This window comes from Pedobacter sp. KBW01 (assembly GCF_003852395.1).
In the GTDB taxonomy this organism is placed as follows: Bacteria; Bacteroidota; Bacteroidia; order Sphingobacteriales; family Sphingobacteriaceae; genus Pedobacter.
In genome coordinates this window covers 157,410-181,554 of sequence record NZ_QAJQ01000020.1, presented here as the reverse complement: position 1 = coordinate 181,554, position 24,145 = coordinate 157,410, and the positions used below count along the sequence as shown (strand labels likewise).

Genomic DNA, 24,145 nt, shown 5'->3' with positions numbered 1-24,145 from the left:
GTTCTATTCTTATGGTCTGTCATCCTGAGTCTGTCGAAGGACTGTATAATCAGGTTCATTAGTCATTAGTTCATTGGTGTGCAGGGAGCTAATTTTTGATTTTTCCTATAGTTTGTCATCCTGAGCCTGTCGAAGGATTGGATATGCAGGGTGCTTAACATAACTCTTGCTCATTGTAGTCAGATTATTGGTTATTTAGCGCCTTCGTTTTATTCTGAAACCGTAAAAACAATAAGATAGAAGCCGTTAATAAACCAAAAGTTAAACCATACCAGATTCCGTTTACGCCCAGATTGAATTTAAAGCCCAGCAAATAACCTACAGGGATTCCAACTACCCAATATGCCAGAAAGGTGATAAAAGTGGGTATATTAACATCGCCCAGCCCGCGCAATACGCCGAGGCCTACCACCTGAGTCCCATCAAAAAGCTGAAAAAAGCCTGCAATAATCAACAATTGAGCTGCAATGGCTACCACGGATAGATCTTCGGTATAAATAAAAGGCATAATGTTATGCGCCAGCACAAAAATTATGGCTGTACAAGTCATAAATAGTAATATAACATGGTAACTGGCTATGGCTGATTTGCGCAGATCATCAAAATTTTTCTTGCCTAAATTGGTGCCGGTTTTAATGGTAGCGGCTGAAGCTACACCACTGGCCATCATGTAAGTCATTGCAGCTAAGCTAATGGCAATCTGGTGTGCAGCTTGCTCTACTGCGCCGATGGTTCCAATTAATACTGCCGCGCCACTAAAAGCACTGATTTCGAAAGAATATTGCATGGCTACCGGCGCACCAATTTTAATAATTTTTAGCGCACGTGCCTTATCAATAAAAGTAGCTTTAAAATGAGTCAGATATTTTTTGAAATGTTTTGACCTTAAAACATAAAAGCACATCACTGTTGCCATTAAAAGCCTGTCGATTAGGGTACTCCAACCCACACCACTTACCCCCATAGGTTTGATGGCGAACATTCCTTTAACAAAGATAATTCCCAGGGTAATGTTTAAGGCATTGCCCCATATCGATACGAACATGGCCTGTTTGGTAAAGCCCAAGCCTTCTGCAAACTGTTTAAAGGTCTGGAATATCAGCAATGGAATGATGGATACAGAAAGCAGTCCTAGGTATGGCTTGGCATATTTTACAACAGCTGGTGTTTGATCGAGGTGATCGATAACCAATAATACGCCGAAATGTACCAGGCAATAAAGCACGACACCAATTAAAATATTGATGATTAAGCTGTTTGATAATAAGCGGCCGCATTCTTCGTAATTCTGACGGCCGTTTTCCTGCGCAATCAGGGGCGTTAAACCATACGAAATGCCCAGGCCAATTACGAGAATTAGAATGAAAATGCTGTTTACAAGCGATACGGCAGCGAGTTGAGTAGTGTCTGTAAAATGGCCTACAATAATACTATCTGCCATGTGCACCAGCGTATGTCCAACCTGTGAGCCTACAATAGGTAAGGCAAGATGGAGATTTTCTTTATAGTAGGGTTTATATTTTTGGTAAATTTTAGAAAACATAGGTAGACAAAGGTCGGGTTTTTAAACCTCAAAAAATAGGAGTGTAGAAAAGTTAATATACACCCCTAGGTTAGCGTCCTTTCGAGCGGAGTGCAACGCAGTCGAGAAATCTATCGAGCTAGATCTCTCCATTCCACTACGTTCCAGTCGAGATGACGCCTCTTTTTATTTACGTCAATCAATAATAGAGGAGTGTAATGTGTTTGAAAAACCTACCGTACCGCTGTAAAATATTCCTCCCGCTCGGTAGTATGCGATTTGATTACGTTCGTGAGGATTAAATTAACCAGTATCTTTTGGGCTTTGCGGTAAGAACTGCGCAACAGTTTACTAAACTCTTTAAGCGTTATCTTTTCGTTTTCTTCCAGATATTCGAGCAGTTTCTTTTCGTTATCCGAATAAGAAATCAACACGCCTTTATCTTTGTAGTCGTTTTTTAATACTTCTACAATAATTTTACTGGCGAGCACACTTTTATCATCGATACGGATATAGGCCCACCATTTTTTCTGGTCATCGAGCGCATAGTGAGGTTTAGTATCACTTTCGGGAATGTTTACCACCAATACCAGTTTGTCGTCAACATAAATCTCTTCAAAATTGGGTTCTATTGCAGGTTTGCAAAACTGGTGCGCCGAAGTAAGGATCATGTATTTTTCCTCTTCTTCCGATTTCACACCTTTAATCGAACCATCATCGGCAACGCCAACCAGCAATTTACCACCTTTATTATTGGCAAAGGCCACAAGGCTTTTCGCAATTTTCTCGGTATTATTAATGGTTTTCTTAAAATCGAGCATAACACCTTCGCCCTGCATAATTAAACTCTTGATACTCGGCATAATCTAAAAATTAATAGGCAACACGGGGAGTTTCGCCCTGGTGCAGGTTTCTTACATATACTTCATTCATTACAGTAGCACACAATTCGCCGCTTTTGGTGGTAATTTCCATCGGATAGGCTTTTACAAACTTTCCGGTGGTTTTTAGCGCATGTGTAGCTTCTACAAGCATTTCGTCGGTTATGGTGATGGTAAAATATAAAGTTGAGCGTCCGGGTTTTAAATATTGTATAGAAGCGCTTTTAAGCCATACACGTACTTTAAATCCTTCACGCTGCATCAACTGATCAAATAATAAAGCGTAAAACGGATCGGTTGCTGCATAAATTGTTCCACCAAAAATAGAGCCATTGTAATTCTTATTCAGGAAACTTTTACTCAGTTTAACCGTGCAGCTTCTAAATTCATTTTCAAATTTCTGAACCCAAATGCGCTGAAAAAATAACGGAGGGTAAAAGCGCATTACCCATTTAAGGGTGTTTTGAGAAATAATCATACTTACTAATATCAGAAAGTTTTAGCACCTTTTAAAGTTTTATAGCGGTTGATTTGGTAATATTTGCGTAAATTAGGTTATGCATGTATACGACACCATTACCGCCGCTTTAAGCGATTTAGACCACCGGGGTTATAACCTGGATTTTAATTTAACTGCTGTTGGACTGGAATGCAAATCGATTAATTTGTTTCTGATGCCGGAGGAGTTTGAAATTGAAGAAGTTTACCGTTTTGAAGGCATGACCGATCCGGCAGATAGTTCGGTGGTGTATGCCATTTCATCGAATACCGGAAGTTTGAAAGGCGTTTTGGTAGATGGTTATGGGGTTTATGCCGAAAACGTTTCTCCCGAACTGCTGAATAAGCTGAAAATACACCATGCATAATTTTATGTCGTTGCAGTTTATAATTTGATAATCAGTTTGATGCCTTTAAACAATAATGTGGTTAGTGAAGAAAATTAAAACCAAATGATTATAAGGTTGTTAGAATTATAGATAACAATAAAAACTATGAAAAAAACAATTTTAAGTCTTGCTTTTGCTGGTTCTTTGATAATAGCCACCTCAGCATGCAATTCGTCTAAAAATATGGCTGGTTCCTCAGATAGTACGAAGACGGATTCTACCAAAGTGATGGATACCACTAAGAAAATGACTGACACAACGAAAAAACTTCCTGATACCACAAAACAGATGTTGCATTAAGCACATAAAAGCCACACTACAGAAAGTGTGGCTTTTATTTTAAAATCTATTTTAATTTATTTGTGTTAATGCGTACTTTCAGCGACTAAACCCAAATATTTAAATGGACCAGCAAGCCCAAACCAACAAACGTAATATAATTTTCTTAGTTATTGTAGCCGCCCTGGGCTATTTCGTTGATATTTATGATCTTGTTTTATTTTCAGTAGTCCGCTTAAAAAGCTTTACCGATATTGGTATTTCGGCCGAGCACATGCGTACCGAAGGAGAATATGTGCTTAACATGCAAATGTTTGGTTTATTGCTTGGTGGGTTATTATGGGGGATTATTGGCGATAAATTTGGCCGCATTAAGGTATTATTCGGATCTATATTGATGTACTCACTAGCCAATATAGCCAACGGTTTTGTTACTGATATACATGCTTACGCTATTGTGAGGTTTATTGCAGGTATTGGTTTAGCAGGAGAGCTTGGTGCAGGGATTACCCTGGTTACCGAAACCATGGATAAAGAAAAACGTGGTTACGGAACAATGGTTGTGGCCGGAATAGGCTTATTGGGTGCCGCTGCTGCTGCAACAATTGGGAAACATTTCTATTGGCAAACCTCATATTTCGTAGGTGGTGGTATGGGCATATTATTATTGTTTTTACGGATAGGTACCTTCGAATCGGGGATGTTTAAAAATGCTGAGCAGGATAAAGCGGTCTCAAAAGGTAACTTTTTTATGCTATTCTCCGATCGTAAACGGTTCTTGAAATATCTGGCTTGCATTTGTTTGGGGCTTCCGCTTTGGTTTATTGTAGGTATCCTGGTTACACAATCGCCCGAAATTGGTAAGGCTTTGGGCGCTAAAGATATTTTGAATGCCGGCACAGGAATTATGTACACTTATTTTGGTATTGCCATTGGTGATGTAGTTTGCGGTGTACTGGCTCAGGTTTTAAGATCGCGCAGGAAAACTGTGCTTATTTTTCAGGGTTTATCAGTAATTACTGTTATAGTTTATCTTACCAGTACCGGTTTAACTGAAAGTAACTTTATCCTCATTTGCTTGTTTATGGGTTTTGCTGTTGGGTATTGGGCTACATTTGTTACTATCGCAGCCGAACAGTTTGGTACCAACATCCGTTCTACCGTAACCACCACCGCACCCAATTTTGTACGTGGCGCATTAATTCCGATTACTTTCCTTTTTGAGTTTTTTGTACACCGTTATCACATCATTCCGGCAGCATTTATTGTAATGGGGGTTTTAACGGCAATTGCCATGATTTCTGTATTGTATTTAAAAGAAAGCTTTAGTAAAGACCTCGATTACCTGGAGGAATAATCAAAAGCAGGCTGGTCGAATCACAGTCAATGTCAATAAAATGTACTATCTAAACATAAATCAGTATAGCTATTTTAATAGCCTTAAATTTGTATGGAAATAGAAAGAGCCATCATGTTGAAAGAAGAAGTAGCAGCGCGTTATAAGCAAATACAAGATGAGATTTGCCGTGGATTGGAAATTGCCGATGGCAAGGGGAAGTTTGAAGAGGAGCTTTGGGAGCGAAACGGTGGGGGAGGCGGACGTACCCGGATTATGCAGAACGGTGCGATTATCGAAAAAGGTGGCGTAAATTTTTCGGCTGTACACGGCAAACTACCCGAAGCCGTTAAAAAAGCTTTCAATGTAACCGAAGACGATTTTTTTGCAACAGGTGTTTCCATTGTAATCCACCCGAACCATCCGCTGGTACCGATTATCCACATGAATATCCGTTATTTCGAACTTAATGAAAACACACGCTGGTTTGGTGGCGGAATTGATTTAACGCCACATTATGTTTTTGAAAATGACGCCAGGTTTTTTCACCATAAATTAAAAAATGCCTGCGATGAGTTCAGTGCAGATTTTTACCCGAAATTTAAAACGCATGCCGACGATTATTTCTTTATTAAACACCGCGAAGAAACCCGTGGTATTGGCGGCATTTTTTATGATCGGTTAAAACCAGAAAATACCAATTTAAGCTGGGAACAGATTTTAGATTTCTCTATCAATGTTGGCGAAACTTTTCTGCCGATTTATACTGAATTAATTGACCGTAACCGCGATAAAGAATTTACTGAGCAACAAAAAGAATGGCAGTATCAGCGCCGGAGCCGTTATGTAGAATTTAACCTGGTTTACGATTCTGGAACTAAATTCGGATTGGAAACCAATGGCCGTATCGAATCAATTTTGATGAGCTTACCGCCACAGGCCAATTGGGGTTATAATGTACAGCCAGCTGTTGGTACTGAAGAATATGAAACTGTGCAATTGCTTAAAAAAGGCATAAACTGGGTGTAGGTTTTAAACTTAAAATCGTCAATGCTGAATTTATTTCAGCATCCCTATGCTTTATTCGCGATAATTAAAACAGCGTTAAATCTGGTACAACTTCATGAAAACCGGCTTTGAGTTTGCCAGTTCTAAAGTCGTTGACAATGTTATGCGCCAATCTTGTTGGCTCTGGAATCCGGTAGTTTCCAATACAATTTTTAATTACTTCGAGGCTTTGTTCCTGCGTAATTAAATGCCCGGCCGATACGTAAACCGGCGCACAATTATTTTTGGTACGGAGTGCAAATCCAAGCGTTTCGCCATGGCTTTTAATTACTGTTGTGCTAAATTTATTGGGTTCAGGCACATGATTTTCGCCATACAACAGACTTTTGGCGCAACCAATTGTTGCCTGATTGGTTAAAATACCAAAATGAGACGCAACACCCATGCGCCTCGGGTGCAGAATTCCATTGCCATCAAGCACCACAATATCCGGCTTATCTGCAATTAATTCCCAAACTCTCAGCAAAGCCGGAACTTCTTTAAAACCTAAAAAACCAGGCTTGTATGGAAAATTGGTTTCGAAAGTGGCTAAAGCAAAAGATTTTAATACCATAGCCGGATATTCAAGCATCACAATTGCAGCGTACATGGTTGTACTGTTTTTGTTGAACGAAATATCAGCACCAGCAATGGTTTTAATTTTATCTACCTGCGCAAATTTTAATTGTTTTGCAAGCTCAATTTGGTAAGCGGTTGCTTCCTGAAAGCTATAATGATCGTACATATTTGAAGTACAAGTTTGGAGATAAATAGTTTTTATCAATCATGTTCCAACAGTAAATCATATATATCGAGAGGATCATTTCCTGGGCATTTCCAAAATCAAATTGTAATATCAGGATCAAACGGAGATTTTTTAATCCCTGTAAAAGAAGTTCCACACGACCAGGTTGATAGTTATATCAAATCTCAGGCTGAAGAAGCTGTTGGTGTGTAATTAAATAAATTTAAACGATATTCCCATTTGATGCATAATATCAAATGGGAATTTTTTGTCAAAAGGGAAGAAGGGGGATTCCTATCAGATAGTCGTAACAAAAATCCGCATACTAAAGTCCTTTTATTTACATCTTAGTTGTTTTATTTAGCTAAATTGGTTCGGAAAACAAATAAATAGCGGTAAACAACCTAAAATGGTTTTAGTCCAAATTTTAATGCTCACTTCATCCTATGCCATTGCTAAAATTATCGGCGTCGTATTCATCTATTTTTTTACCCGACAATTAAACCGAAGTTTTAAGCGAGAGCATGGCATTATAGCATATTCAGCGCCAGAGGAAATTCAGGAAAGCATGGATGAAATAGAGAAAATAGTTGCAATTGATTTTATAGCAAATTCGGATGAAATTGCACTCGTTAAAGGGGTGGGTAATCAGAGCCTATTTATAGAAATTGTTGATGCCGACCTTAATCACAAAGAAACCATCAGTTTAGCCGATGAAATTTTCAATACTCATAAATTCAATAAGTTTCAATGTTTGCCAGATCGTCATTTTTATTTTAATATGTCTGTTTTCCAAGCTGAAAAATGGAATAAATGGCACTTGAAGATCGATTTTTATGGAAATATAATACAGAAAGTTATTGATGATCTGGAGGAGAAATACAAATATTCATACGATAGAAATTTAGTTTTTTTTGATATTAGAAAGTTCAAAGAAATTAATCTGATAAATTTCTTTGATGATTTTTTTGAAGAAGACAGTTTTGATTATAACCGAAGCATGGGTGATCCGATAGATCTGTTTTGCTCTTCAGATTACAAGCGCCTGAGCCTTTGTTATTTTTTTAAGGATGAAGAAGAACCACGCGGAAATTTTTCTGTTTTTAATATAGAAGATTATGAAAATCCGGAATTAATATCTTCTTTGAAAATCGATAGTTATGGCAATGATATTAAATTCAGTAATGATCATACTAGAATTGTATATTGGCGTTGGGAATGCCAGGATAAAAAAGGATTTGTAATTCAATATGTAATTCTAAAGCTTGAAGAATTAAGTAAAACGGAGGTTACAGGGATAATATCTTAGATTATTAATTTGTCATATAATTAATAGTATGAAAACTAGCAAGTGTCCCTAGTACGAGACGAAGAATATTCAAAAGTACTCAACTATGAGACTTTTCCAAATAGTTTTATTTTTCATGACAAAAATATGACAAAAATAGATAAGGCATAAAAAAACCTCGCAAAAGCGAGGTTTATATTCTTAAAGCGCTTTAAGATTGAATGTCTTTTCAATCTTTCCGTCTATCTCAAATTCAAGTGTAGGTGGGGCGCTACTATTAGCGCCATCATTAGTAACAAGAAATATCTTCAATCCAGAAACTTCTTTGTTATTTGGTAATATAGCAGAAAAAGCATAACTAATATATCCCATATTCATATGACTGCCTGTTGACTTCAGCTTGTAATCTATCTGTCTTTTACCATCCCTAAAAGTTAGATAAAATTGAGCCCCATAATTGACATAGATAATAGCCGGTTTGTTGTTCACTAATTCTTTACTTATAAGAACGTGATTAAAATCCTGAGCATTTACAAAAAATGCTACAAGAACGAAAGCGATAGATAAAATTAATTTTTTCATTGTGCGTTATTTTTTGGTGAAAATAATAAAATATCTGATAAATAGGGGTAGGGGCTAATTTTTTGATACCCAAATATTTAAACCCTCCCCCATCGGAGGTGCAAAAAAGCCCTCACACGTTTGGCTTGTCGGCTTCGCCCGACCTTAAAAAAAGCTCTTACTGATCTGGTAAATCGTCGTAACGAAACATCGTAACACAAATATCGATTCCTTGATATTTAGGATGATGCCAATCTTTAATAAAAAACCATAAAAAGTTTGATACCAAAATTAACGGCCATTGATAATAAGACCTTAAAGAAAAAACACACTTATTACCGTAATCAACGTATAATTTATACATTTCAATTTTCTTAAAAAAATTCATAATATTCTAATTAAAAGTATGATGATATTTACCGAAATAGAAAAAATACATATCATAATCCAATGTCGGAGGCATTATAGCAATATCTGGGCTATGTTTAGGAATACCCAATTCCTGCAGTTTTTTAACATACCGATAATATGTAGCTTTGGGAAGAATGCCCTTTAAATCGCTTACGTCTGTGTACTGGCTCAAAGTGGCCAAAGTAAGCAAAAGCCCCGTTTGATCTTTTTTATCCTTTCGGCCGTAAAGTTCATTCCTAACTTCGATATCCTTTTGATTTTGCTTTATTTTCTCATGTATTTCTACAATAGACATTTTAACGCCAAGCTGATATTTTTCAACTTTTTTCCAAAAAAATGAATGTAAATGACAAAACAATTCCTTGTTAAAACACAATGAATAGCAATCAAGAAGATCAGCAGGTTTAGAATCCAACCGTTCCCAAGGAGAATCCAGGTGAAAAGCAAAACTCTTATTTTCAATAGTCTTGTGTATAAAAATATCTACTTTCGAACTAGTAGAAGTGTAAACAGGCGTTTTAGCTGTACGCACTAAATCATTACGCTTCTTATTCCTCAGCTTTCCAATCTCTCCAAAATGGTGATTGAAAATTGTATTTTCATCATCCTTTACTTTTTGCTTAAAGATATAATTGAGCAATCCTTTACGGGCTGTAATTTCATACCTCAAAATCTTATCGGCCGTATCCATTAAATGTTGAACGTCCAAACCCTTTGGGTTATTTTTAATCAATTTAGGATAGTCGTTTTTCTTAAACTCAGTACCCTTATGATAAACCTTAAAACTGTAATTATCTGTTTTATACATTACGGTAGTATCTCCATACATACCGAACTTATTGTCATCGCTACGAGCATAATCGATATTAATATTACGTTGCTGATCTAAATACCTTAACGCATCCGCCTTACTCAAAAATATTTGATTATAACACAAGTCAATGCGATTTACCTCAACATCATTCCAATCAGGTGGACAAGTAAAATACTCATTAAAAAACCTTGAAAGAATACCCTGTAACTTATCAAAAGTATGAGACGGTGAAAGATCATATTGATCTACAAATTGCAAAACGTTAGTAGAATGGTAATACTTAGGAATACTAAAATTAAATTCGATGAAATCACGTCCTTTATTAGGGAGTACGCTAATATCATAGTGAGAACTGGGAATATGAATACTAGAACGCATACTAACGTCGAGTATGCGACCAGAATCAGCGTAGAATAAAGAAGTTTTTGAAATATTCTGCAAATCTTCGTGTATAAACTTTTTAACATAAGTGTTTTTATTTAATGCTTCTATTTGGTTAACTATATGTTTGTGTTTTTCGTATCCTTGAATACGAAGTACTATCGTATCTATCATAGGACTTTATTATTTAGTATCAATTATGAGACTTTTGAGGGTTAAAAAAATTTGGCGCAAAAAAAGGGAATATTTAACTATTCCCTTTATTGTAATAATATAATAACCCTCCAACTGCTAAAATAGCAGTTAAAGGAATGCCTACTTTTTTAACGTTTCAGTAGGACCTCCTGCCACTCGCTTATTAAACCATGTCCTAAACTCACCTTTAGTAAGTTTGCCATCTTTGTTTAAATCGATGTACGAATTTTTACTAAAAGCAGCTTGACTAGCCAATGCAGAATCAGGTTTACCAACCCAAACAGGATAAAAGATTAAAAGATATACATCCAAAGCATCTTTAGGTTTTCCAAAAGACTTTATTTGCATCTTAAAATAAGCTTCAACATAAGGTAACTGTTGAACGTTAGTCATACCCCTAATCTTTTCAACTGTAGTACCTAAAGAAATAGCTGTTTTAGGCATAAACTGAATCAAACCAGATGCATTAGTTAACTTATTGCGAGCAGATGGATTATATTCACTTTCGGAATAAATACAATCTGCAAGCCACTCAACTGGAAAACCCAGCCTTTCACAAACAGCATTTAACCCTTGAAAAAATGCTGTTGAATTGCGACTGTGTAACGTCACAAGCGCAAGATATTTCGTTTTTATTTGCATGATTAAGGAACATAATTTTCAATAAATAATTCGGTTACGCCATCAGGCAAAACCATATTAATTTCCTGATACTGCACTCCAGTATGAGAGGTTGCAAGAATACCCAAATTAACATCCCTTAACTGGATATCGTTGCCATTATTAAAGTTAGAAACCTTGATACTACGAGGGAAATAAACCGGACAAATATCACCAGCTCCATAAAGTGTAGCAGGTATGGCGTTATATATAATGTCACTCTTAACAACACAATTAAGGTTGATACCCTCGTCAATAATTTCCTCTTCCCATTTATATATAATATCCTTTTCAGGCTCGGCAAAAAATGGTTGATTTAGTAAAATATCAGAATGGTAAACTAAATTATAATGAACACCATTTTCAGACCTTGAAAGCTTAACCTTTGCATTAGGTTTAAAAGTTCTTACTTCTAAATATTGACTAGCTAGGGAACCGTTTTTACCTTTCCTTACTGTTAAACCAGTTGGTAAAAAGGGAGGCCACATAGGGGCATTTGCCGGAATTGGCTCGCCTATCAAATTATTAATAGTAATAGACTGATCGAAATCAACCGTAACAGGAATTACGGTAGGAGCAGACACAACACCTTCTGGAGTAGTTACAACTAATTGTAAAACATAATTTCCATTACCATGTGGTACAAAAACAGTATTCGGAGAATTTGGATTAACAAATGTCCCCGAACCCGTTGTAGCGCTCCATTGATAAGTATAACCTGCATTAGTTAAATCCTGTGCAGTCAAGTGAATGTTACCATCAATATTAGGAGAACCATTTGCAGGATAATTGAAATTTGGATCTTCAGTAACCTTGTAACCAATGAACGACACCTGAACGCCATGTTGCGGTTGATCGTCCTCTTCAAGCTTGCGTACATGTAAACTAGTTGCTACGCCTAAATGCTTCGTAGTTGCAGTTTTCCATGATAAAATATCATCGCCATGAACAATAATCATAGTCCTACTGACAACTTTATCAAAGTGCTTTAAAAATGCCTCTGAACGCTTACGGGAATTATCAGAATCTCCAACATCTTGCGAGTTGTGATTGACAATCCACTTACCGAAGTACAAAGCGCCTAACGAAAGGTCATTTTCTGCATTTTCATTTATCCCAATCTCCCATGAATCCATAACAGGAAAAAGAATTGAATTAGGATAATGTTCTTTAGCGAGTTTATACAAATCGCTTTTTTTCGCCCAATCGAGCGTTTGGCCGTCAACAGTACCATCACCTTGACGCCTTTGATGACTAAGAGACATTTTTAAATAATTGTTTTTGGTAAGAAAATGGAATAGATCTGTTTTTATCAAACCACAGATCATCATGAAAAGCGCTAGCTTGAAGCGCTAAAAGACCGAACATCATACCGATGCGGTTCTTTGGTTTCTTTGTACGTTTAGCCATTATCTCCAATCAATCTTAAAACCAATAAAAGCTAGATACGTATCATAGAGCGTAGAAGTCTGAACAACCTTTACACGATCAAACAACTCAATACGCTCAGTTTGTTCATTAATGTAGTTTTGTATCTCAACAATCCTATTAAGGTGTCGAGTAAAGACTTTGGTATTCAATAAACTATCTATCTCAATAGTTATATTATCAGCAGCAAAAGAACTTCCGTTAGGATTAATATCCAATTGAAGCTTACCAAAAAACATACTTCCGTTAATCTTCAACTCGTTTTCGAGACCCTCGCTGTGGTTAACAGATCCAATAGTATCAGAATACGGAGTAACAGATTCGATCCTACGATCAGGGAAGTTATGCTGCAAATAAAGCAAAACCCAATCTTTAGTAAGGATTTCGCCAGCCTTTTCAGCATTAATCAAAGTCAAATCAACATCTTGATATTGCATTATTTAATCCAATTTAAAAGTGTACGAATAGAATACCTAACTTCGTTAGTTCCGATATTCTTGTTAAATGCCGAATCTGTTAAACGCCATTTAAGCATAGCAACAAGATTTCCGGTAAAATTGTAAAAGGGAATAATTGTAACAGTTCGTTGGCCATAAGCCAGGTAAACTGCTTTCATCTGATTTGGCCCTGTTATCTTTTTAAATGCTGCGTACAGATCATTATCATTAATAATAAAACCGTTAACAGAATTAAATATCTGATCAGCTATTTGCCGGTTACCTACAGTTAACTGGGATTGCACAGCTACATCTTTTGTAAGAACCTTATTAATTTCTTCCTGATTGATGTCGATATCTTCATCGCCACCCAAACCAAGCATACGCTTGATTTTTCGGAAAACATTTGCAAATAAACTACCGACTTTAATGGCGACAAAAATCAAAACTCCAACTATAATATAAAGCAGTGTATTCGATATCCTAAAGCCAAATAAATTGGTTTTAGCATTTGGGTTTGTAATACTCATAAAATTTTAAGTTTAAAAAAAAGCCCTACTATACGCAGGGCTTTCTAATTAGTTAACGCCTTGTACCGTTAAACTGAGGAGGGTTATTGCCATAAGGACTATAACCCCAATACTGAGGGGGAACAGGAGGGTAGTTACCATATTGGGGATGACCTGAAAAGTTCTGTACCGGATTTTCCTCGATATCTTCAATTTTAGGTTCATCCTTTTGGGTAAGCTTTTTCGCAATATACCTCGATGCGAAAATAAAGGCAACCATTAAACCCAACTTAACATAAGGTTTTTCAAAGAAAGTTACCACACGTTCCATAAACGTTGGCTTTTCGAGTTCAAAATGTAAATCCTGAAACTCTTTAAGTTTGTTTGCATACTCAGGAGTATGAACATCCAAACCGTCTAATTCCTTTTTAATACCCTCAGCTTTCGCTGTAATCTCGTTGTTTTTGTCTTTTTTAATTTCCATTTGATTTAAAATATTAATGTAACCTCTATTTAATTCGTCTTTTAGTGAAGCCATGCTTTCAGAAGCAGTAGGGGCGTACCTCATAAAAAGATTTGTTGCAAACTCAATAACTCTCATTTTTTGTTTGGTAAAGTTTGTTTAGTTAATTTTTCTTTGTGGCAAGCATAACAATTGCAATAGCTGCAATACCACCGCCAATAAGCCATTTAGTACTGTCGTCTAAACCGACCTTAGTTTGGTCAGTTGCACGACCACCCAGATAAGATAGTTTATCACCAAGCTTAGCTATGAAACCATCAACAATATTTGTTTCAGGATTAACTTTCTTAGCTGAGATAGTAACATCTTCAAGATTTTTCTTCATGGTAATAGTACCATCAGAATCTTGCGTGGCTTGTTCACCTGCAAAAGTGATATCACCCAACATCTTACCAGTTTGTTTAGCATCTGGATTTATGCTTGCTAAGTTCCCACTTGCAAGCGCAGCTACCCTTTTAGCACCTAACAAGCCCCCAGTAGCTTTATTAGCTACGGAGGCAAGCAGATTACCAAAGAAAGTCCCGCCTTTCTTTTTTGAAAATAATCCCATAACGAAAAAATTAAATTTTATCCTGAACTTTTGCTAAATCGGCAGCTGCATGTTTACGCTTAGTAATTGCTGCTTTTTCAAGAATGGTACGGTTTGTTTCGTAAGTATACCAACAAACAAAATTCCTGCTAGGCTCGACATTCGCAGCAACCATAGTAAACTTAACTTTAGCCTTATCAATTTCATCCATGTCGTGAACGACGAACGTATTTGGATAATACAAAGCATGTTGGGTAGCGGTGTAACTATTGTTTACCAAATCGGCTGAATTGTAAGGGAAATTATCCCAGTGGCGAAGAATTAACTCCTGTTCGTTAGCATTCCAATCTAAACGATCGGATGAAAGCGTACACGAGTTAAAAATTGGTTTTTTCCAATCTTTCTCGAAACTCATTAAAGCCAAACGCATACAGTTGTCACCAATCTGTACAGTATCTTCAGTTTTACCTTCCTGTATACCATAACTACGGAATTGAGGAATCCAGTGTTCAACACCAATACTCTGATTGGTTTCAACCTGCAAAGAAGAGTTTGTAGCATTTACACCAGTGTTGAACGTACCACGGGTTAAAGTTACAGTGATACGAAGTTCATCGTCACCGCTAACCTGAATATGACCACCGAAGTAAATAAATACATTTCGGCAGCATGAGTGATAAGCGTCAGCAGCCGGAGAAACTAAAGTAACACCTTTGCGCCAAAGAGCACCATTTTTCAAAATGGTATTGAAACCAGCTACAATACCCAAGTTTGAACCAATAATGTTATAAGGTACACGACCATCACGAATTAAATCAACCTGAATATTAATCATACTAGGGTCGAAACCAACGCCAGTGCCGTAATCGGTATCAGGTATTGCAGTATTAAGAACGGAAGAAGTTAAATAGGCCATAACATTAAGGCCATTAAGAGTCTCATTTTTCACCTTGTGAACCTGAGTCTCATTTTGTCTAATAATCATTTAGATGAAAAGGGTTATTTCTTTACTAATAAGGCAATTATCTTGTCTTTAAAAAAGAAAACAGCACCGCCAAGCAGGGCTAAAATCACAAGCATTTTATGCTTTTTAAAGAACGATGCGCGTGGGCGGTATGAACGCGCCCTTTGGTACACAATCCGTGTACGGTTTCGTAATCTTTGGTATCCACCTCGAATACGACTTCTAAAGCCTCTACGAGCCATAATAATTAAATGTTTAAGTAATTGTAAATAAATAAATTAATTGCTTTGTGTTGTAGTTTAAATGCACATACAACGAGGTGCGAGGAGGGGAAAGGGGTAGTCTCAAATATGAGACACATTGCGGTATGTTATAGGCTTACCGCAGAACCTGATTTACACACGAAATTAAGTACTCAGCAAATTGTAAAGTTGTAACCGATCTAGCAACTTGCCCCATGTTTTCAACCTTTTTAGTTGCCAGGTCGAAAGTAAGTGGAAATGCCAGAGGCTTGCAACCATAGAAATACAAGTAAGTACGTTTTCTAGCAGGATAACCAAACCAAGCCTGATCAATTGATAGAGTAGGTTTGATGCCTGCTTCCTTGAAAAAAGAACTTCCAGCAGGGTGTTCCAGAACACCACCATTTTGGTGAATCTTTTCCAAGCAAAAAAAAGCCAATTCCTTTTCCTTTTTATTTTCCTTAGAAAATTCTCGAAGTCTAGACCATTGTTGGCACGGAGGGTGTGCAATAATCGGAATGCTTAAGTCAAAGGTATATGCATCACGATTTTTATCGTAAACATCCAGGTCAGGAATAGTTTTGTAAACAGATTTTTCTAAGGCACATAAAACAGCTATCATAACAATAGCCAAATAACAGTACCCCAAAAAATACATCCTAAAAAGAAGTACAAAAAGAAATATCTATCCATAACTAAACAATTGTTATTTTTTTTGGTGGTTTAAACACTGGATTTGAACTTCTATAAGCAGCTAATTCAGATTTTACCGAATCCAAAATAGAATATGTACGGTAAAACTTCCAATAAATATCAGAAAGCGCTTTATTAAAGCAATTCTGATGCAATTGATAGTAATAAGCAGCCTTTTCAGAATCTGAATACACTTTAGCCATAGCAAAGACATTTAATAACTTCCTTATGCTTTCGTTGCAAGTGTAAATTAATCTTCAATTGATCTTGCGATTTACAATTAGCAAGATTTGCTTCAAGCTTTAAAATCTTTAAAGAATGAGCAGAAATTAAATTTTGCTTCATATTAACAGAATTAAGATTTTTTAAAATAATTGTACAATTCAATAGAAGAGCCGATAAAGCCGATGACTGCAAGGGCTAGACGGAGCTGTTTGCTATCCATCAATATAAAAGGCCGTTGGAATACCCGATTTAGCAAAGCCAATTTTTTTCTTCAAATCCTTAACACGATGCTCTAGTGCATTAATCTGTAAATAGGAAAGTTTAGAAAATTCATCAGCAATTTTTTTTCTGGTAACAAATAACAAATTTTCATGATGGGCAACGTATTCCTTTTGAGAAACTTCTTTTGCCATAAAGATTAAGATTGTGGCGCCGGAGGCGCAGGAGTAACAGGAGTCTCGTTTTTAGTGGAAATCCACTTAAATAACTTTGTAACACCGTATATCAGACTCTGAACGATAACGGCAGATGCGAGAGCAATAAACTCGCCTTTAGATTTCGGCAGCTCTGGAACTTGATCTGATACAACTTGTGCAGTTGTTAAGAAACCAAGTCCAACGCTAGCGATGTGTTGAGGTAAATTCATAAACATAATTTGATTAATAATATTGAACAGTAAAATCGTTTCAACTTTCACGAAACGACAACAAAATGATCTGTGCTTTACACACACAGAAAAATGGCCAGAATTCAAAGAACAATTACTTATTCTTCGTTTCTAGCCATATTTTCATGTCCTATAATTAATATTATGTTAAGTTGATTTAATAGACTATCATCTATTTTAAGTCTTCTAACCTAATTATTAAAAATGTCAAAACCAAAAAAAGAAGCGTTTTACAACATCTTAACGCGCGCCCTCAGGAATCTAAATTTCGAATTTACAACGGTAAATTCCTCTTACGTTAGTGTAACTAACGGAATGCTAAACGGTTGTACTTTTAAGCCAAACGGTAACCGTGTTAGTGTAGTCAAAACAAGAAACGATTGGGATAAGGTTCATATCTCGCTCGATATTGAAGTTAATTACTCGTTTGAAACTTTTCTATACAAGCTATTTAAATTTCATATCATCAATGAAACCATCTACTCAAAAATTTTAAAATCATTACAGAATGGCTAAGATTATACAGACAGCATTTAATGCGGTTTGTGAATCAAAACGCAACGCATTTTACGGAGTTTCTTTACTGGATGGTCGTACCGCTTTACAGGATGCGGCCATTAGAACAATTTTCAGAACCTACCCTATTAAAACGGTGGTCGAATTGGAGTTTACCGCTCCGTACCTCAATTATACGGTTCATACAAATTGTAACCGTCTCATTTTGTTTAAAGTTAATGAACTGGGTTTATTTACTTTGAAAACGATTCCTTTCTATGGCGGAAACAATACGCCGTATCAAAAACCAATTTCTGACCCCAAAAAAACGCAATTACTATGTCTTTAATTAAGAAAAAATACAGATCAACTAAAAAGCCAGTTAATAAGTTCGCGCTAATGTTTGCTCAATTTGGTTTTATGGATCGTACTGTTTTTAACTGGGGTAATGAGAATGTTTTTGAGTTACACCGTAAAGCTTCAAGTAAATGAAAAAGTACGTTTTAAGCATTCCAAAGAGGTTATTTGATGCTTTTATTTTGTATCCTCTTTTAGCATTGGTGATTTTTATTGTTGTCTGTGTGGCATTCTCTGCCCTATTTGTGACCTCATTTTTACCTTAATGACAGGGAATATTAAGAAACCGAAATTTAATGTTGTTATCAAAATAAATGATACTCATTTTATAAAATGGAGGGGCGTAACTAACTTTAAATCAATGATTAACTACCTCGACCGCACCTATCGCGGTTGGAGGTGGTTTAATTACTATTCCCGTGTTCATCCTTACCCTCAAATAGGTTCGTATAGTCACAAATCAGGCTACAAGCTAAAGTCCTAAACCTGTTATACATCTCTTTTAAACCATCCATCATTTAGGCGGAAAGCCTTTTAAGCCAAACAATTTTTAAAATATGTCTCTCTTTACTAAAAAGCCGCAAGGTACTTTTTTGGGTAACCTCCTGCGCTCTATTGCTTCGTGTGGTGTGCCTCAACATCGTAGAATTTCAATCGTTTCGGAAGCTGATAAACGTCGGTCTGTGGAGTTCGATAACCTTAAAAATCGATCTTCTGATATCGATAAAATAGTACAGTCGCAAAATTTCATTTAATACTATAGTAAGTAATGGATTTATCAAGTAGGCTACAATTCAAACTCTTTAATTATTAGCCCCTTGCTTGGCTAAATGGTGGGGTTTCCCCTCTCGCTAACATCGTCCCTTAATTCAAACATGATTTTAAAACAAAACTGCTTTGTTATTGCAAAGTCTGAACTAAACGCGCTTATTAATGGCACTTATGTACCAAAACAAAGGCACGATAATAAATTAAGTCTGTTGCCTTATCAAAATGGCAATAAAACAGAGTTTCACGATTTTCAGAGCCCTGATTACACAACGGAATTGTTAGAGCGTGGTACAACCTATATCGGTTCTAGTCTCCAAAGGACAGCCCGAAAATTATATAATTTGTCTAAAGAAGAGATTTACGATAAACAGATATTTCCAGAGCCGAAAAAAGAAGCCAAAGATATTGAGCACACGTTAAGCAAAAAGAGTAAAACAAAGCTTGCAAACAAAATAACTGCATGGGTTCGCGGAAATAAAGCGAATGGCCACAAAGGTCTTTATAACTTCATAACGCTTACCCTCACGTCTCAACAAATAGGTTCGGATAAGGATTTTACAAAAATGCTTAATGTGTTTTTTACTTACCTGCGTAAGTATTGCAACCTAAAAAATTATCTGTATGTATTAGAGCGTCAAACAAAGAATACTCAAAATATTCATGCTCACATTATTATAGATCAGTACATTAATTATGAGCGTTGTAACTCTATTTGGTGCAAAATACTTGGTTCAAATGGCTATACGTTTCCTTCACATAATTATGTTACTGGTGTAACTGAAACTATAAATGTCGGTCAGGCTTTAGCCCGTTATATGGATAAGAGTACAAAGGCTTATCAAGGTGAAACAAAATATATCAATCCCAAAACAAACAAATTTGTAAAGCCCACAAAGGAAATTAATAAGCCTAACCCTTGTGATGTTGAAACGATATACAACTTGCAGGCGGTTTCTAAATATGTTACGAAGTACATAACCAAAAATGACAGTAAAATATTTACAACGGTTTGGAATTGCTCTCAAACAATTTCCCGATTGTGGACTGGTGCAATTGTGTGCGCAAAAGAACATTATGCAACCTTAAAAACGCAAACTGACAAGGTAATAAGCCTCCATCTTGACAACGGCTATGAGTTGATAGTAAACTTGCTTAAATATTATACAAAAACGCAAGAAAAAATCTTCGAAATAAACAAGAAAATCATTTTACAAAATGGAAATTATTAAAAGCCTTACAGGTTCAACAAGCGTATCGGATGTACAAGTACAAAAGCCGATTTCCCATATTTTAGTTACGAAAACAGGGACAGGAAACGCAATCGTAAACGAAGTTATTTCGGCGGTTTTGAAAACTGCTTCAAATGAGCAGGTGGTTATTCCTATCTCTAAAATCCGTGATATTGCAATCATTTCTCAATTTGAAAATGGTTACATGTTGCAGCAATTACTTGCCGATGCGTCTGTTGAGTGTGCTTTTATTTTGGAATTGTCTACTGGTACAGCTTTGCAATTGTTAAACAATGATTATTTATCTATTGATTTGGACAAATTAGAGGCTGGTGCTACTTACTCGGTGCATGGTTTAGAGGTCTTGGAGGAGGCTCGTACTTATATTAAGTATACTACTACCCAAATCGTTGGTACAGAAAGTCAGCAAAAGCAGTATTCACTTGGTGATAACTCGGTTTCGTTAGCTATCCGTAACAACGGTTCATTAAAGAAAATCCGTTTGTTTGGCTATAACGGTAAAGAAGTTGCTTATACGCCTGTAGAGTTATCAGCAATTGCACGTGAGATTAACGGAATGACTATTGGCCCCGATAAATTGATTGAGGGTGATGCTGTAAATCAGGCTTATTCTGGTGGTGCTGCCGAGTTCTTTTGGCTTCCTACTACTGCCTATAAAGGGTTTGAGATTACAACCGAGGGAGGTGTAGATTTAACGTTTTTCACTGTCAATAACATGGCTTACTAAGAACGGAGGTAAGAAATGGGATTATTTAGTAAAAAGCCAGGGGGCACGTTTTTCGGTAACCTCTTAAGGGGTGTTGCTAACAAGGCTACTGGCGGTTTACTTGGTACTGGTGCAAACCGTATCGAGGTAGGCCAAACAAAAACTAATGCACAGTTATATGCTGAAAGCGAAGAGCTAACAAAAAAGATTGCGGAACAGCAACAGGAATTGGCACGAAAGGCGGGCGAAGCTCTTGGAACTGCTGCGATACAGGGGGCTAATCCGTCAATTGGAACTGGTGGTAATAATATACTCGTATGGCTTCTGGGTATTGGTTTAGTTGTAGTTGTCTTTTTTAAAGACAAAATATTTAAGAAAAAATCATTTTAAATGAGGTTGGCGTTTGAGGAAGAACGGTATTTGACGTCTGAAATGGATGGTGGAGCAAGTGGAGGCGGTTACGAATACACCGAGGGCTCTGCTCCTGCTGAAACTCCTGCGCCAGTCAATAACACAAATTATATGATGTTAGCAGTTGTAGAGCCAGCAATAACGGCTCAACCCTATACGGTAGAAGCCTTTAATGTTCCTAATGATGAGTTAGGAATAGAAGCAATGCCTGCGGGGTTAATTGAAACCCCGATTACGAGTAAAAAATGGTGGATTATCGGGGCTATTATTGTCTTGGGTCTTATTGGCTACTCTATTTATAAACAAACAAAAAATAACAATAAAAAATACTAAGATGGCATATTCATCAAAAAACAAAAAAAATACCCCGTACATCATTTTAGGAGTTCTTGTAGTTGGTGGCGGTTTGGCTTGGACTTTCTTTACAGAAAAAGGTAAAGCGTGGTTTGCAACGATTAAAGCGAAGTTTTCTAAATAATGGCTTTTGCTCGCAAAAACAACCGTTCTAACAACTCTAGGAGTGATAATAACGGTGGCAGTCAAAAGAAACACAGTGGTTGTAAATACAAGGCTACTTCTAAAAATGGAAGTCCTGTTACAACGGGTTGGAATTACTCCCGTAGGCATGGTTTAGTAACGTTTTTATGTGTTACGACTAAGAATACCGAGGTACATACCTCGAAAAGTGGTAAAGAATGGCTTAATGTTATGGTTAAGGTTACAAAGCCTATGTGTGCTGATACCTTGGTATCGGGGTTGATGGAACGTCACACGGGTAAGGTTATTGTAAAGGAAATGGGTATAGTTTTAAACCCGAAAGCGCCAAACGGTGGTTACTGCGGTAAGTACGGTAGTTAATTTATTTTCTCTTCTTCATAGTTAATTTTTGGTTTAAGTTGAATGCTCCTACACTTTGGTGTAGGGGTGTTTTTTAAAGAAAAAACGATGTTTCAAAAACTTTTAATGGGTTCGGCAAGGGTTGCCAAAATCGCTTTATTGCTTTCTCTGATAGTTGATACGCTTAAGTATTTTCAAGATGAATGCCAATCTCGCGGAATTGCTGTAGATAAACCAAATGTTACCAATGATCAGTCGTCTACCGATGTTTAAGTTCATTGCCACTAATCTGACGGCTACAAATTTTGCTCTTCTCGCTTTTGGTAAGAGTGTGCCTATTGTTCAGATAGTAAATACTAAAATGGTGGTTGACATTGCTAATGCATTGATAACTGCTGTGGTTACAATTGCGGTAGCCTATATAACTGCTAAATTTCAAAAAAAGGATAAGGTGTAATGAGAAATATTAAAAAGTTTATTGAATTAAACGGTGCTGATATTGTTGCTGCATGTGTGGGTACTGGTCTTTTCCCCTCTGTTTTGATGGGTCAGATTATACAGGAAAGTAGCGGAGATAACGGTGAATTTGGCTTATCTGGTTTAGCATATAAGTATAATAACTATGCTGGTATAAAAGCATGGGGTGCTTATACTGGTAAGCGCGTAAAGCTTAAGACGGGTGAACAAACGAAAGCAGGGAAAAATTATACTGTGTATGCTGATTTCTGTTTTTTTGAAAATTTTAAGGATTTCTTAAAATGGCGTACTGTCTTTTTGAATAAAAATAAAAACTATGTTAATAGTGGTGTATTTAAGGCTAAAACACCTTTTGAGCAAATTACAGCATTAAAAAAGGCAGGTTACGCGACTGATGTAAACTATGTTTCAAGGGTTTACGCTCATATTACCTCAAATGGTTTAATGTCTCTTGACGAACAATTAAAAAAAAAAGTAGTTCCAGTATTGGAAAATCCGTTGAAGTCTAAAAATACATGGTTTAAAAATCTGTTAGAAACGTTTTCATTAACAATTGATACTACAACTACAAAATAATGGTAGACACTATTAAGCAAAAAGCTAATGCTTTAGGCAATCGAATTGCCTCAATAAACCCTATTGTCTTTCTTTATTTCTCGATATTCCTTATATCGATCATTTACTTTTGGTCAAAAATTGTCGGCCTTTTTAAATCCGAACCAACCGCAAAAGAAGAGGCTGCAAAGGTTACTACAACAAATAAAACCTATTTGAGTAATAAGTCTATCACTCCTGACGGCTATTTTATAAATGGTTTGGGCGGTAAAACTAAATACAGGATAACCGAAGCTCGGCAGCATGCCGAAGATTTGAGTGCGTTGCTTAAAACCTACAGGGGTGCAAAATGGTACAGTGTTACACTTTCGTTTTTTGGAATGGGTAGTGTAACAAGGGTTAAACGTATTCTTAATCCAAATTATCCTGCATCTTTTAGGCGGTATGTACAGGAGGTTTACAGGACGGTTTATACGGATAATAAAAGTTTACAAACTGATGTTAGAGCTGCTTTAACTGGTTTTGCGGGTAGTTCTGCTTGGAGTAATGATTTGACAAAATATTTTATAAATTAATGAGTAAGATAATAAGAAAAATGTTGTTCACTATCGATCTGCAGGACGGTGTGGATGTTTACGATGTTAGTCTTTTGGCTTTAGGTGATTTACCTTCTTTAGTTAATGATTTCTTGGGTTTTGGTTTCATTTATCGTAATGGTTTGGAGTATGATGACAAATATTTGTTTTATGATAAGGATATAAATAAATTCTTTCCTGAAAACTTTTTGTTTAATGGTTTGCCTTTTCCTACTATAGAGTTATTGTCTACTTCGGCTGAAAATCATAGGTTTTTGACTGGAAAACGCGGTAGTTTTAGTGATGGTAAAGGAGGTCTTTCTAAAATGTTTTATGATTTGTCAGCTAGTTTGAGTACTAAATTTAAAGTTCCGTCTGTTGATGCTGCGGGTTATGATGTTGTGAGTATTTGGGGTTTCTTTCAGGTTTCCGACGATTTTATTGAGGATAATAAGTCTCTCGTTTATTTGCATAAGCTATAATTATA

General features: G+C 36.4%; 35 protein-coding genes. 18 read left to right on the top strand and 17 right to left on the bottom strand.

Features of this window, described 5'->3' with window-relative positions:
* Positions 1-184: 184 nt before the first annotated feature.
* The 3 genes from DBR40_RS19760 to DBR40_RS19750 form a co-directional block, all read right to left on the bottom strand.
* Positions 185-1,543, bottom strand: coding sequence for an MATE family efflux transporter (locus DBR40_RS19760; protein WP_124561474.1), 1,359 nt, complete (start codon positions 1,541-1,543; stop codon positions 185-187).
* Positions 1,544-1,755: 212 nt separating this feature from the next.
* Positions 1,756-2,385, bottom strand: coding sequence for a helix-turn-helix domain-containing protein (locus DBR40_RS19755; RefSeq protein ID WP_124561473.1), 630 nt, complete (start codon positions 2,383-2,385; stop codon positions 1,756-1,758).
* Between the two features lie 10 nt (positions 2,386-2,395).
* Positions 2,396-2,881 carry a DUF4442 domain-containing protein gene (locus DBR40_RS19750; protein WP_124561472.1) on the bottom strand — a complete coding sequence of 162 codons (486 nt, stop codon included), beginning with the start codon at positions 2,879-2,881 and terminating at the stop codon, positions 2,396-2,398.
* Positions 2,882-2,960: 79 nt separating this feature from the next.
* On the opposite strand from DBR40_RS19750, the gene DBR40_RS19745 reads away from it, so the two are divergent.
* From DBR40_RS19745 to hemF, 4 genes are all read left to right on the top strand, one after another.
* Positions 2,961-3,269, top strand: coding sequence for a phosphoribosylpyrophosphate synthetase (locus DBR40_RS19745; RefSeq protein ID WP_124561471.1), 309 nt, complete (start codon positions 2,961-2,963; stop codon positions 3,267-3,269).
* Between the two features lie 126 nt (positions 3,270-3,395).
* Positions 3,396-3,590, top strand: coding sequence for a coproporphyrinogen III oxidase (locus tag DBR40_RS19740; protein WP_124561470.1), 195 nt, complete (start codon positions 3,396-3,398; stop codon positions 3,588-3,590).
* Positions 3,591-3,693: 103 nt separating this feature from the next.
* Positions 3,694-4,926: an MFS transporter gene (locus DBR40_RS19735; protein ID WP_124561469.1), complete on the top strand. Its 1,233-nt coding sequence runs from the start codon at positions 3,694-3,696 to the stop codon at positions 4,924-4,926.
* A gap of 93 nt (positions 4,927-5,019) precedes the next feature.
* On the top strand, positions 5,020-5,934 hold the full coding sequence (hemF, locus tag DBR40_RS19730) for an oxygen-dependent coproporphyrinogen oxidase (protein ID WP_410522640.1): 915 nt from the start codon (positions 5,020-5,022) through the stop codon (positions 5,932-5,934).
* Between the two features lie 64 nt (positions 5,935-5,998).
* Here the strand turns inward: hemF and DBR40_RS19725 are convergent, their stop codons facing one another.
* A complete protein-coding gene (locus DBR40_RS19725; protein ID WP_124561468.1) occupies positions 5,999-6,697 on the bottom strand; it encodes an endonuclease V in 699 nt (232 codons plus the stop codon).
* A 430-nt stretch (positions 6,698-7,127) separates the two neighbouring features.
* Between DBR40_RS19725 and DBR40_RS19720 the strand changes: the two genes are divergently transcribed.
* On the top strand, positions 7,128-8,006 hold the full coding sequence (locus DBR40_RS19720) for a hypothetical protein (protein WP_124561467.1): 879 nt from the start codon (positions 7,128-7,130) through the stop codon (positions 8,004-8,006).
* 180 nt (positions 8,007-8,186) lie between these two features.
* Here DBR40_RS19720 and DBR40_RS19715 read toward each other — a convergent pair whose 3' ends face one another.
* The 13 genes from DBR40_RS19715 to DBR40_RS19655 all read right to left on the bottom strand — a co-directional run bounded on the left by DBR40_RS19715 (position 8,187) and on the right by DBR40_RS19655 (position 17,254).
* Positions 8,187-8,567, bottom strand: coding sequence for a hypothetical protein (locus DBR40_RS19715; RefSeq protein WP_124561466.1), 381 nt, complete (start codon positions 8,565-8,567; stop codon positions 8,187-8,189).
* Positions 8,568-8,940: 373 nt separating this feature from the next.
* Positions 8,941-10,326 carry a phage/plasmid replication protein gene (locus tag DBR40_RS19710; protein WP_124561465.1) on the bottom strand — a complete coding sequence of 462 codons (1,386 nt, stop codon included), beginning with the start codon at positions 10,324-10,326 and terminating at the stop codon, positions 8,941-8,943.
* Between the two features lie 141 nt (positions 10,327-10,467).
* Positions 10,468-10,989: a transglycosylase SLT domain-containing protein gene (locus tag DBR40_RS19705; protein WP_124561464.1), complete on the bottom strand. Its 522-nt coding sequence runs from the start codon at positions 10,987-10,989 to the stop codon at positions 10,468-10,470.
* A 2-nt stretch (positions 10,990-10,991) separates the two neighbouring features.
* On the bottom strand, positions 10,992-12,338 hold the full coding sequence (locus DBR40_RS19700) for a hypothetical protein (protein WP_158674088.1): 1,347 nt from the start codon (positions 12,336-12,338) through the stop codon (positions 10,992-10,994).
* Between the two features lie 78 nt (positions 12,339-12,416).
* Complete coding sequence (locus DBR40_RS19695; protein ID WP_124561462.1) at positions 12,417-12,872, bottom strand: hypothetical protein; 456 nt, start codon at positions 12,870-12,872, stop codon at positions 12,417-12,419.
* Positions 12,872-13,402 carry a hypothetical protein gene (locus DBR40_RS19690; protein ID WP_124561461.1) on the bottom strand — a complete coding sequence of 177 codons (531 nt, stop codon included), beginning with the start codon at positions 13,400-13,402 and terminating at the stop codon, positions 12,872-12,874. The genes DBR40_RS19695 and DBR40_RS19690 overlap by 1 nt, the downstream gene beginning before the upstream one ends.
* A gap of 52 nt (positions 13,403-13,454) precedes the next feature.
* The gene (locus DBR40_RS19685) at positions 13,455-13,949 is read right to left on the bottom strand and encodes a hypothetical protein (RefSeq protein WP_124561460.1); all 495 of its coding nucleotides are present in this window, start codon (positions 13,947-13,949) and stop codon (positions 13,455-13,457) included.
* Between the two features lie 58 nt (positions 13,950-14,007).
* On the bottom strand, positions 14,008-14,454 hold the full coding sequence (locus DBR40_RS19680) for a hypothetical protein (RefSeq protein WP_124561459.1): 447 nt from the start codon (positions 14,452-14,454) through the stop codon (positions 14,008-14,010).
* 10 nt (positions 14,455-14,464) lie between these two features.
* Complete coding sequence (locus tag DBR40_RS19675) at positions 14,465-15,418, bottom strand: hypothetical protein (protein WP_124561458.1); 954 nt, start codon at positions 15,416-15,418, stop codon at positions 14,465-14,467.
* A gap of 357 nt (positions 15,419-15,775) precedes the next feature.
* Positions 15,776-16,261, bottom strand: coding sequence for a hypothetical protein (locus tag DBR40_RS19670; protein WP_124561457.1), 486 nt, complete (start codon positions 16,259-16,261; stop codon positions 15,776-15,778).
* Positions 16,262-16,334: 73 nt separating this feature from the next.
* The gene (locus tag DBR40_RS19665; protein WP_124561456.1) at positions 16,335-16,535 is read right to left on the bottom strand and encodes a hypothetical protein; all 201 of its coding nucleotides are present in this window, start codon (positions 16,533-16,535) and stop codon (positions 16,335-16,337) included.
* A gap of 234 nt (positions 16,536-16,769) precedes the next feature.
* Positions 16,770-16,970 carry a hypothetical protein gene (locus tag DBR40_RS19660; protein ID WP_124561455.1) on the bottom strand — a complete coding sequence of 67 codons (201 nt, stop codon included), beginning with the start codon at positions 16,968-16,970 and terminating at the stop codon, positions 16,770-16,772.
* A gap of 5 nt (positions 16,971-16,975) precedes the next feature.
* Complete coding sequence (locus DBR40_RS19655; protein ID WP_124561454.1) at positions 16,976-17,254, bottom strand: hypothetical protein; 279 nt, start codon at positions 17,252-17,254, stop codon at positions 16,976-16,978.
* A 174-nt stretch (positions 17,255-17,428) separates the two neighbouring features.
* On the opposite strand from DBR40_RS19655, the gene DBR40_RS19650 reads away from it, so the two are divergent.
* From DBR40_RS19650 to DBR40_RS19600, 13 genes are all read left to right on the top strand, one after another.
* Positions 17,429-17,740, top strand: coding sequence for a hypothetical protein (locus DBR40_RS19650; protein WP_124561453.1), 312 nt, complete (start codon positions 17,429-17,431; stop codon positions 17,738-17,740).
* Positions 17,733-18,068 carry a hypothetical protein gene (locus DBR40_RS19645; RefSeq protein ID WP_124561452.1) on the top strand — a complete coding sequence of 112 codons (336 nt, stop codon included), beginning with the start codon at positions 17,733-17,735 and terminating at the stop codon, positions 18,066-18,068. The genes DBR40_RS19650 and DBR40_RS19645 overlap by 8 nt, the downstream gene beginning before the upstream one ends.
* An 883-nt stretch (positions 18,069-18,951) precedes the next feature.
* The gene (locus DBR40_RS19640) at positions 18,952-20,076 is read left to right on the top strand and encodes a hypothetical protein (protein WP_124561451.1); all 1,125 of its coding nucleotides are present in this window, start codon (positions 18,952-18,954) and stop codon (positions 20,074-20,076) included.
* Entirely contained in the window at positions 20,063-20,824 is a 762-nt protein-coding gene (locus DBR40_RS19635) for a hypothetical protein (protein ID WP_124561450.1), read from the top strand. The genes DBR40_RS19640 and DBR40_RS19635 overlap by 14 nt, the downstream gene beginning before the upstream one ends.
* A 15-nt stretch (positions 20,825-20,839) precedes the next feature.
* Positions 20,840-21,193: a hypothetical protein gene (locus DBR40_RS19630; RefSeq protein WP_124561449.1), complete on the top strand. Its 354-nt coding sequence runs from the start codon at positions 20,840-20,842 to the stop codon at positions 21,191-21,193.
* On the top strand, positions 21,194-21,547 hold the full coding sequence (locus DBR40_RS19625; protein WP_124561448.1) for a hypothetical protein: 354 nt from the start codon (positions 21,194-21,196) through the stop codon (positions 21,545-21,547). It begins immediately after the preceding gene.
* 1 nt (position 21,548) lies between these two features.
* Positions 21,549-21,692, top strand: coding sequence for a hypothetical protein (locus DBR40_RS26740; RefSeq protein WP_158674087.1), 144 nt, complete (start codon positions 21,549-21,551; stop codon positions 21,690-21,692).
* Positions 21,692-22,072: a hypothetical protein gene (locus tag DBR40_RS19620; protein WP_124561447.1), complete on the top strand. Its 381-nt coding sequence runs from the start codon at positions 21,692-21,694 to the stop codon at positions 22,070-22,072. The genes DBR40_RS26740 and DBR40_RS19620 overlap by 1 nt, the downstream gene beginning before the upstream one ends.
* An 87-nt stretch (positions 22,073-22,159) precedes the next feature.
* Positions 22,160-22,324 (top strand): hypothetical protein, encoded by a 165-nt coding sequence (locus tag DBR40_RS26735; protein WP_158674086.1) that lies wholly within the window; start codon positions 22,160-22,162, stop codon positions 22,322-22,324.
* The gene (locus DBR40_RS19615) at positions 22,317-22,508 is read left to right on the top strand and encodes a hypothetical protein (protein WP_124561446.1); all 192 of its coding nucleotides are present in this window, start codon (positions 22,317-22,319) and stop codon (positions 22,506-22,508) included. The genes DBR40_RS26735 and DBR40_RS19615 overlap by 8 nt, the downstream gene beginning before the upstream one ends.
* Positions 22,508-23,104 (top strand): glucosaminidase domain-containing protein, encoded by a 597-nt coding sequence (locus tag DBR40_RS19610; protein ID WP_124561445.1) that lies wholly within the window; start codon positions 22,508-22,510, stop codon positions 23,102-23,104. The genes DBR40_RS19615 and DBR40_RS19610 overlap by 1 nt, the downstream gene beginning before the upstream one ends.
* Positions 23,104-23,658 (top strand): hypothetical protein, encoded by a 555-nt coding sequence (locus DBR40_RS19605; RefSeq protein WP_124561444.1) that lies wholly within the window; start codon positions 23,104-23,106, stop codon positions 23,656-23,658. The genes DBR40_RS19610 and DBR40_RS19605 overlap by 1 nt, the downstream gene beginning before the upstream one ends.
* A complete protein-coding gene (locus tag DBR40_RS19600; protein WP_124561443.1) occupies positions 23,658-24,140 on the top strand; it encodes a hypothetical protein in 483 nt (160 codons plus the stop codon). The genes DBR40_RS19605 and DBR40_RS19600 overlap by 1 nt, the downstream gene beginning before the upstream one ends.
* Positions 24,141-24,145 lie beyond the last annotated feature (5 nt).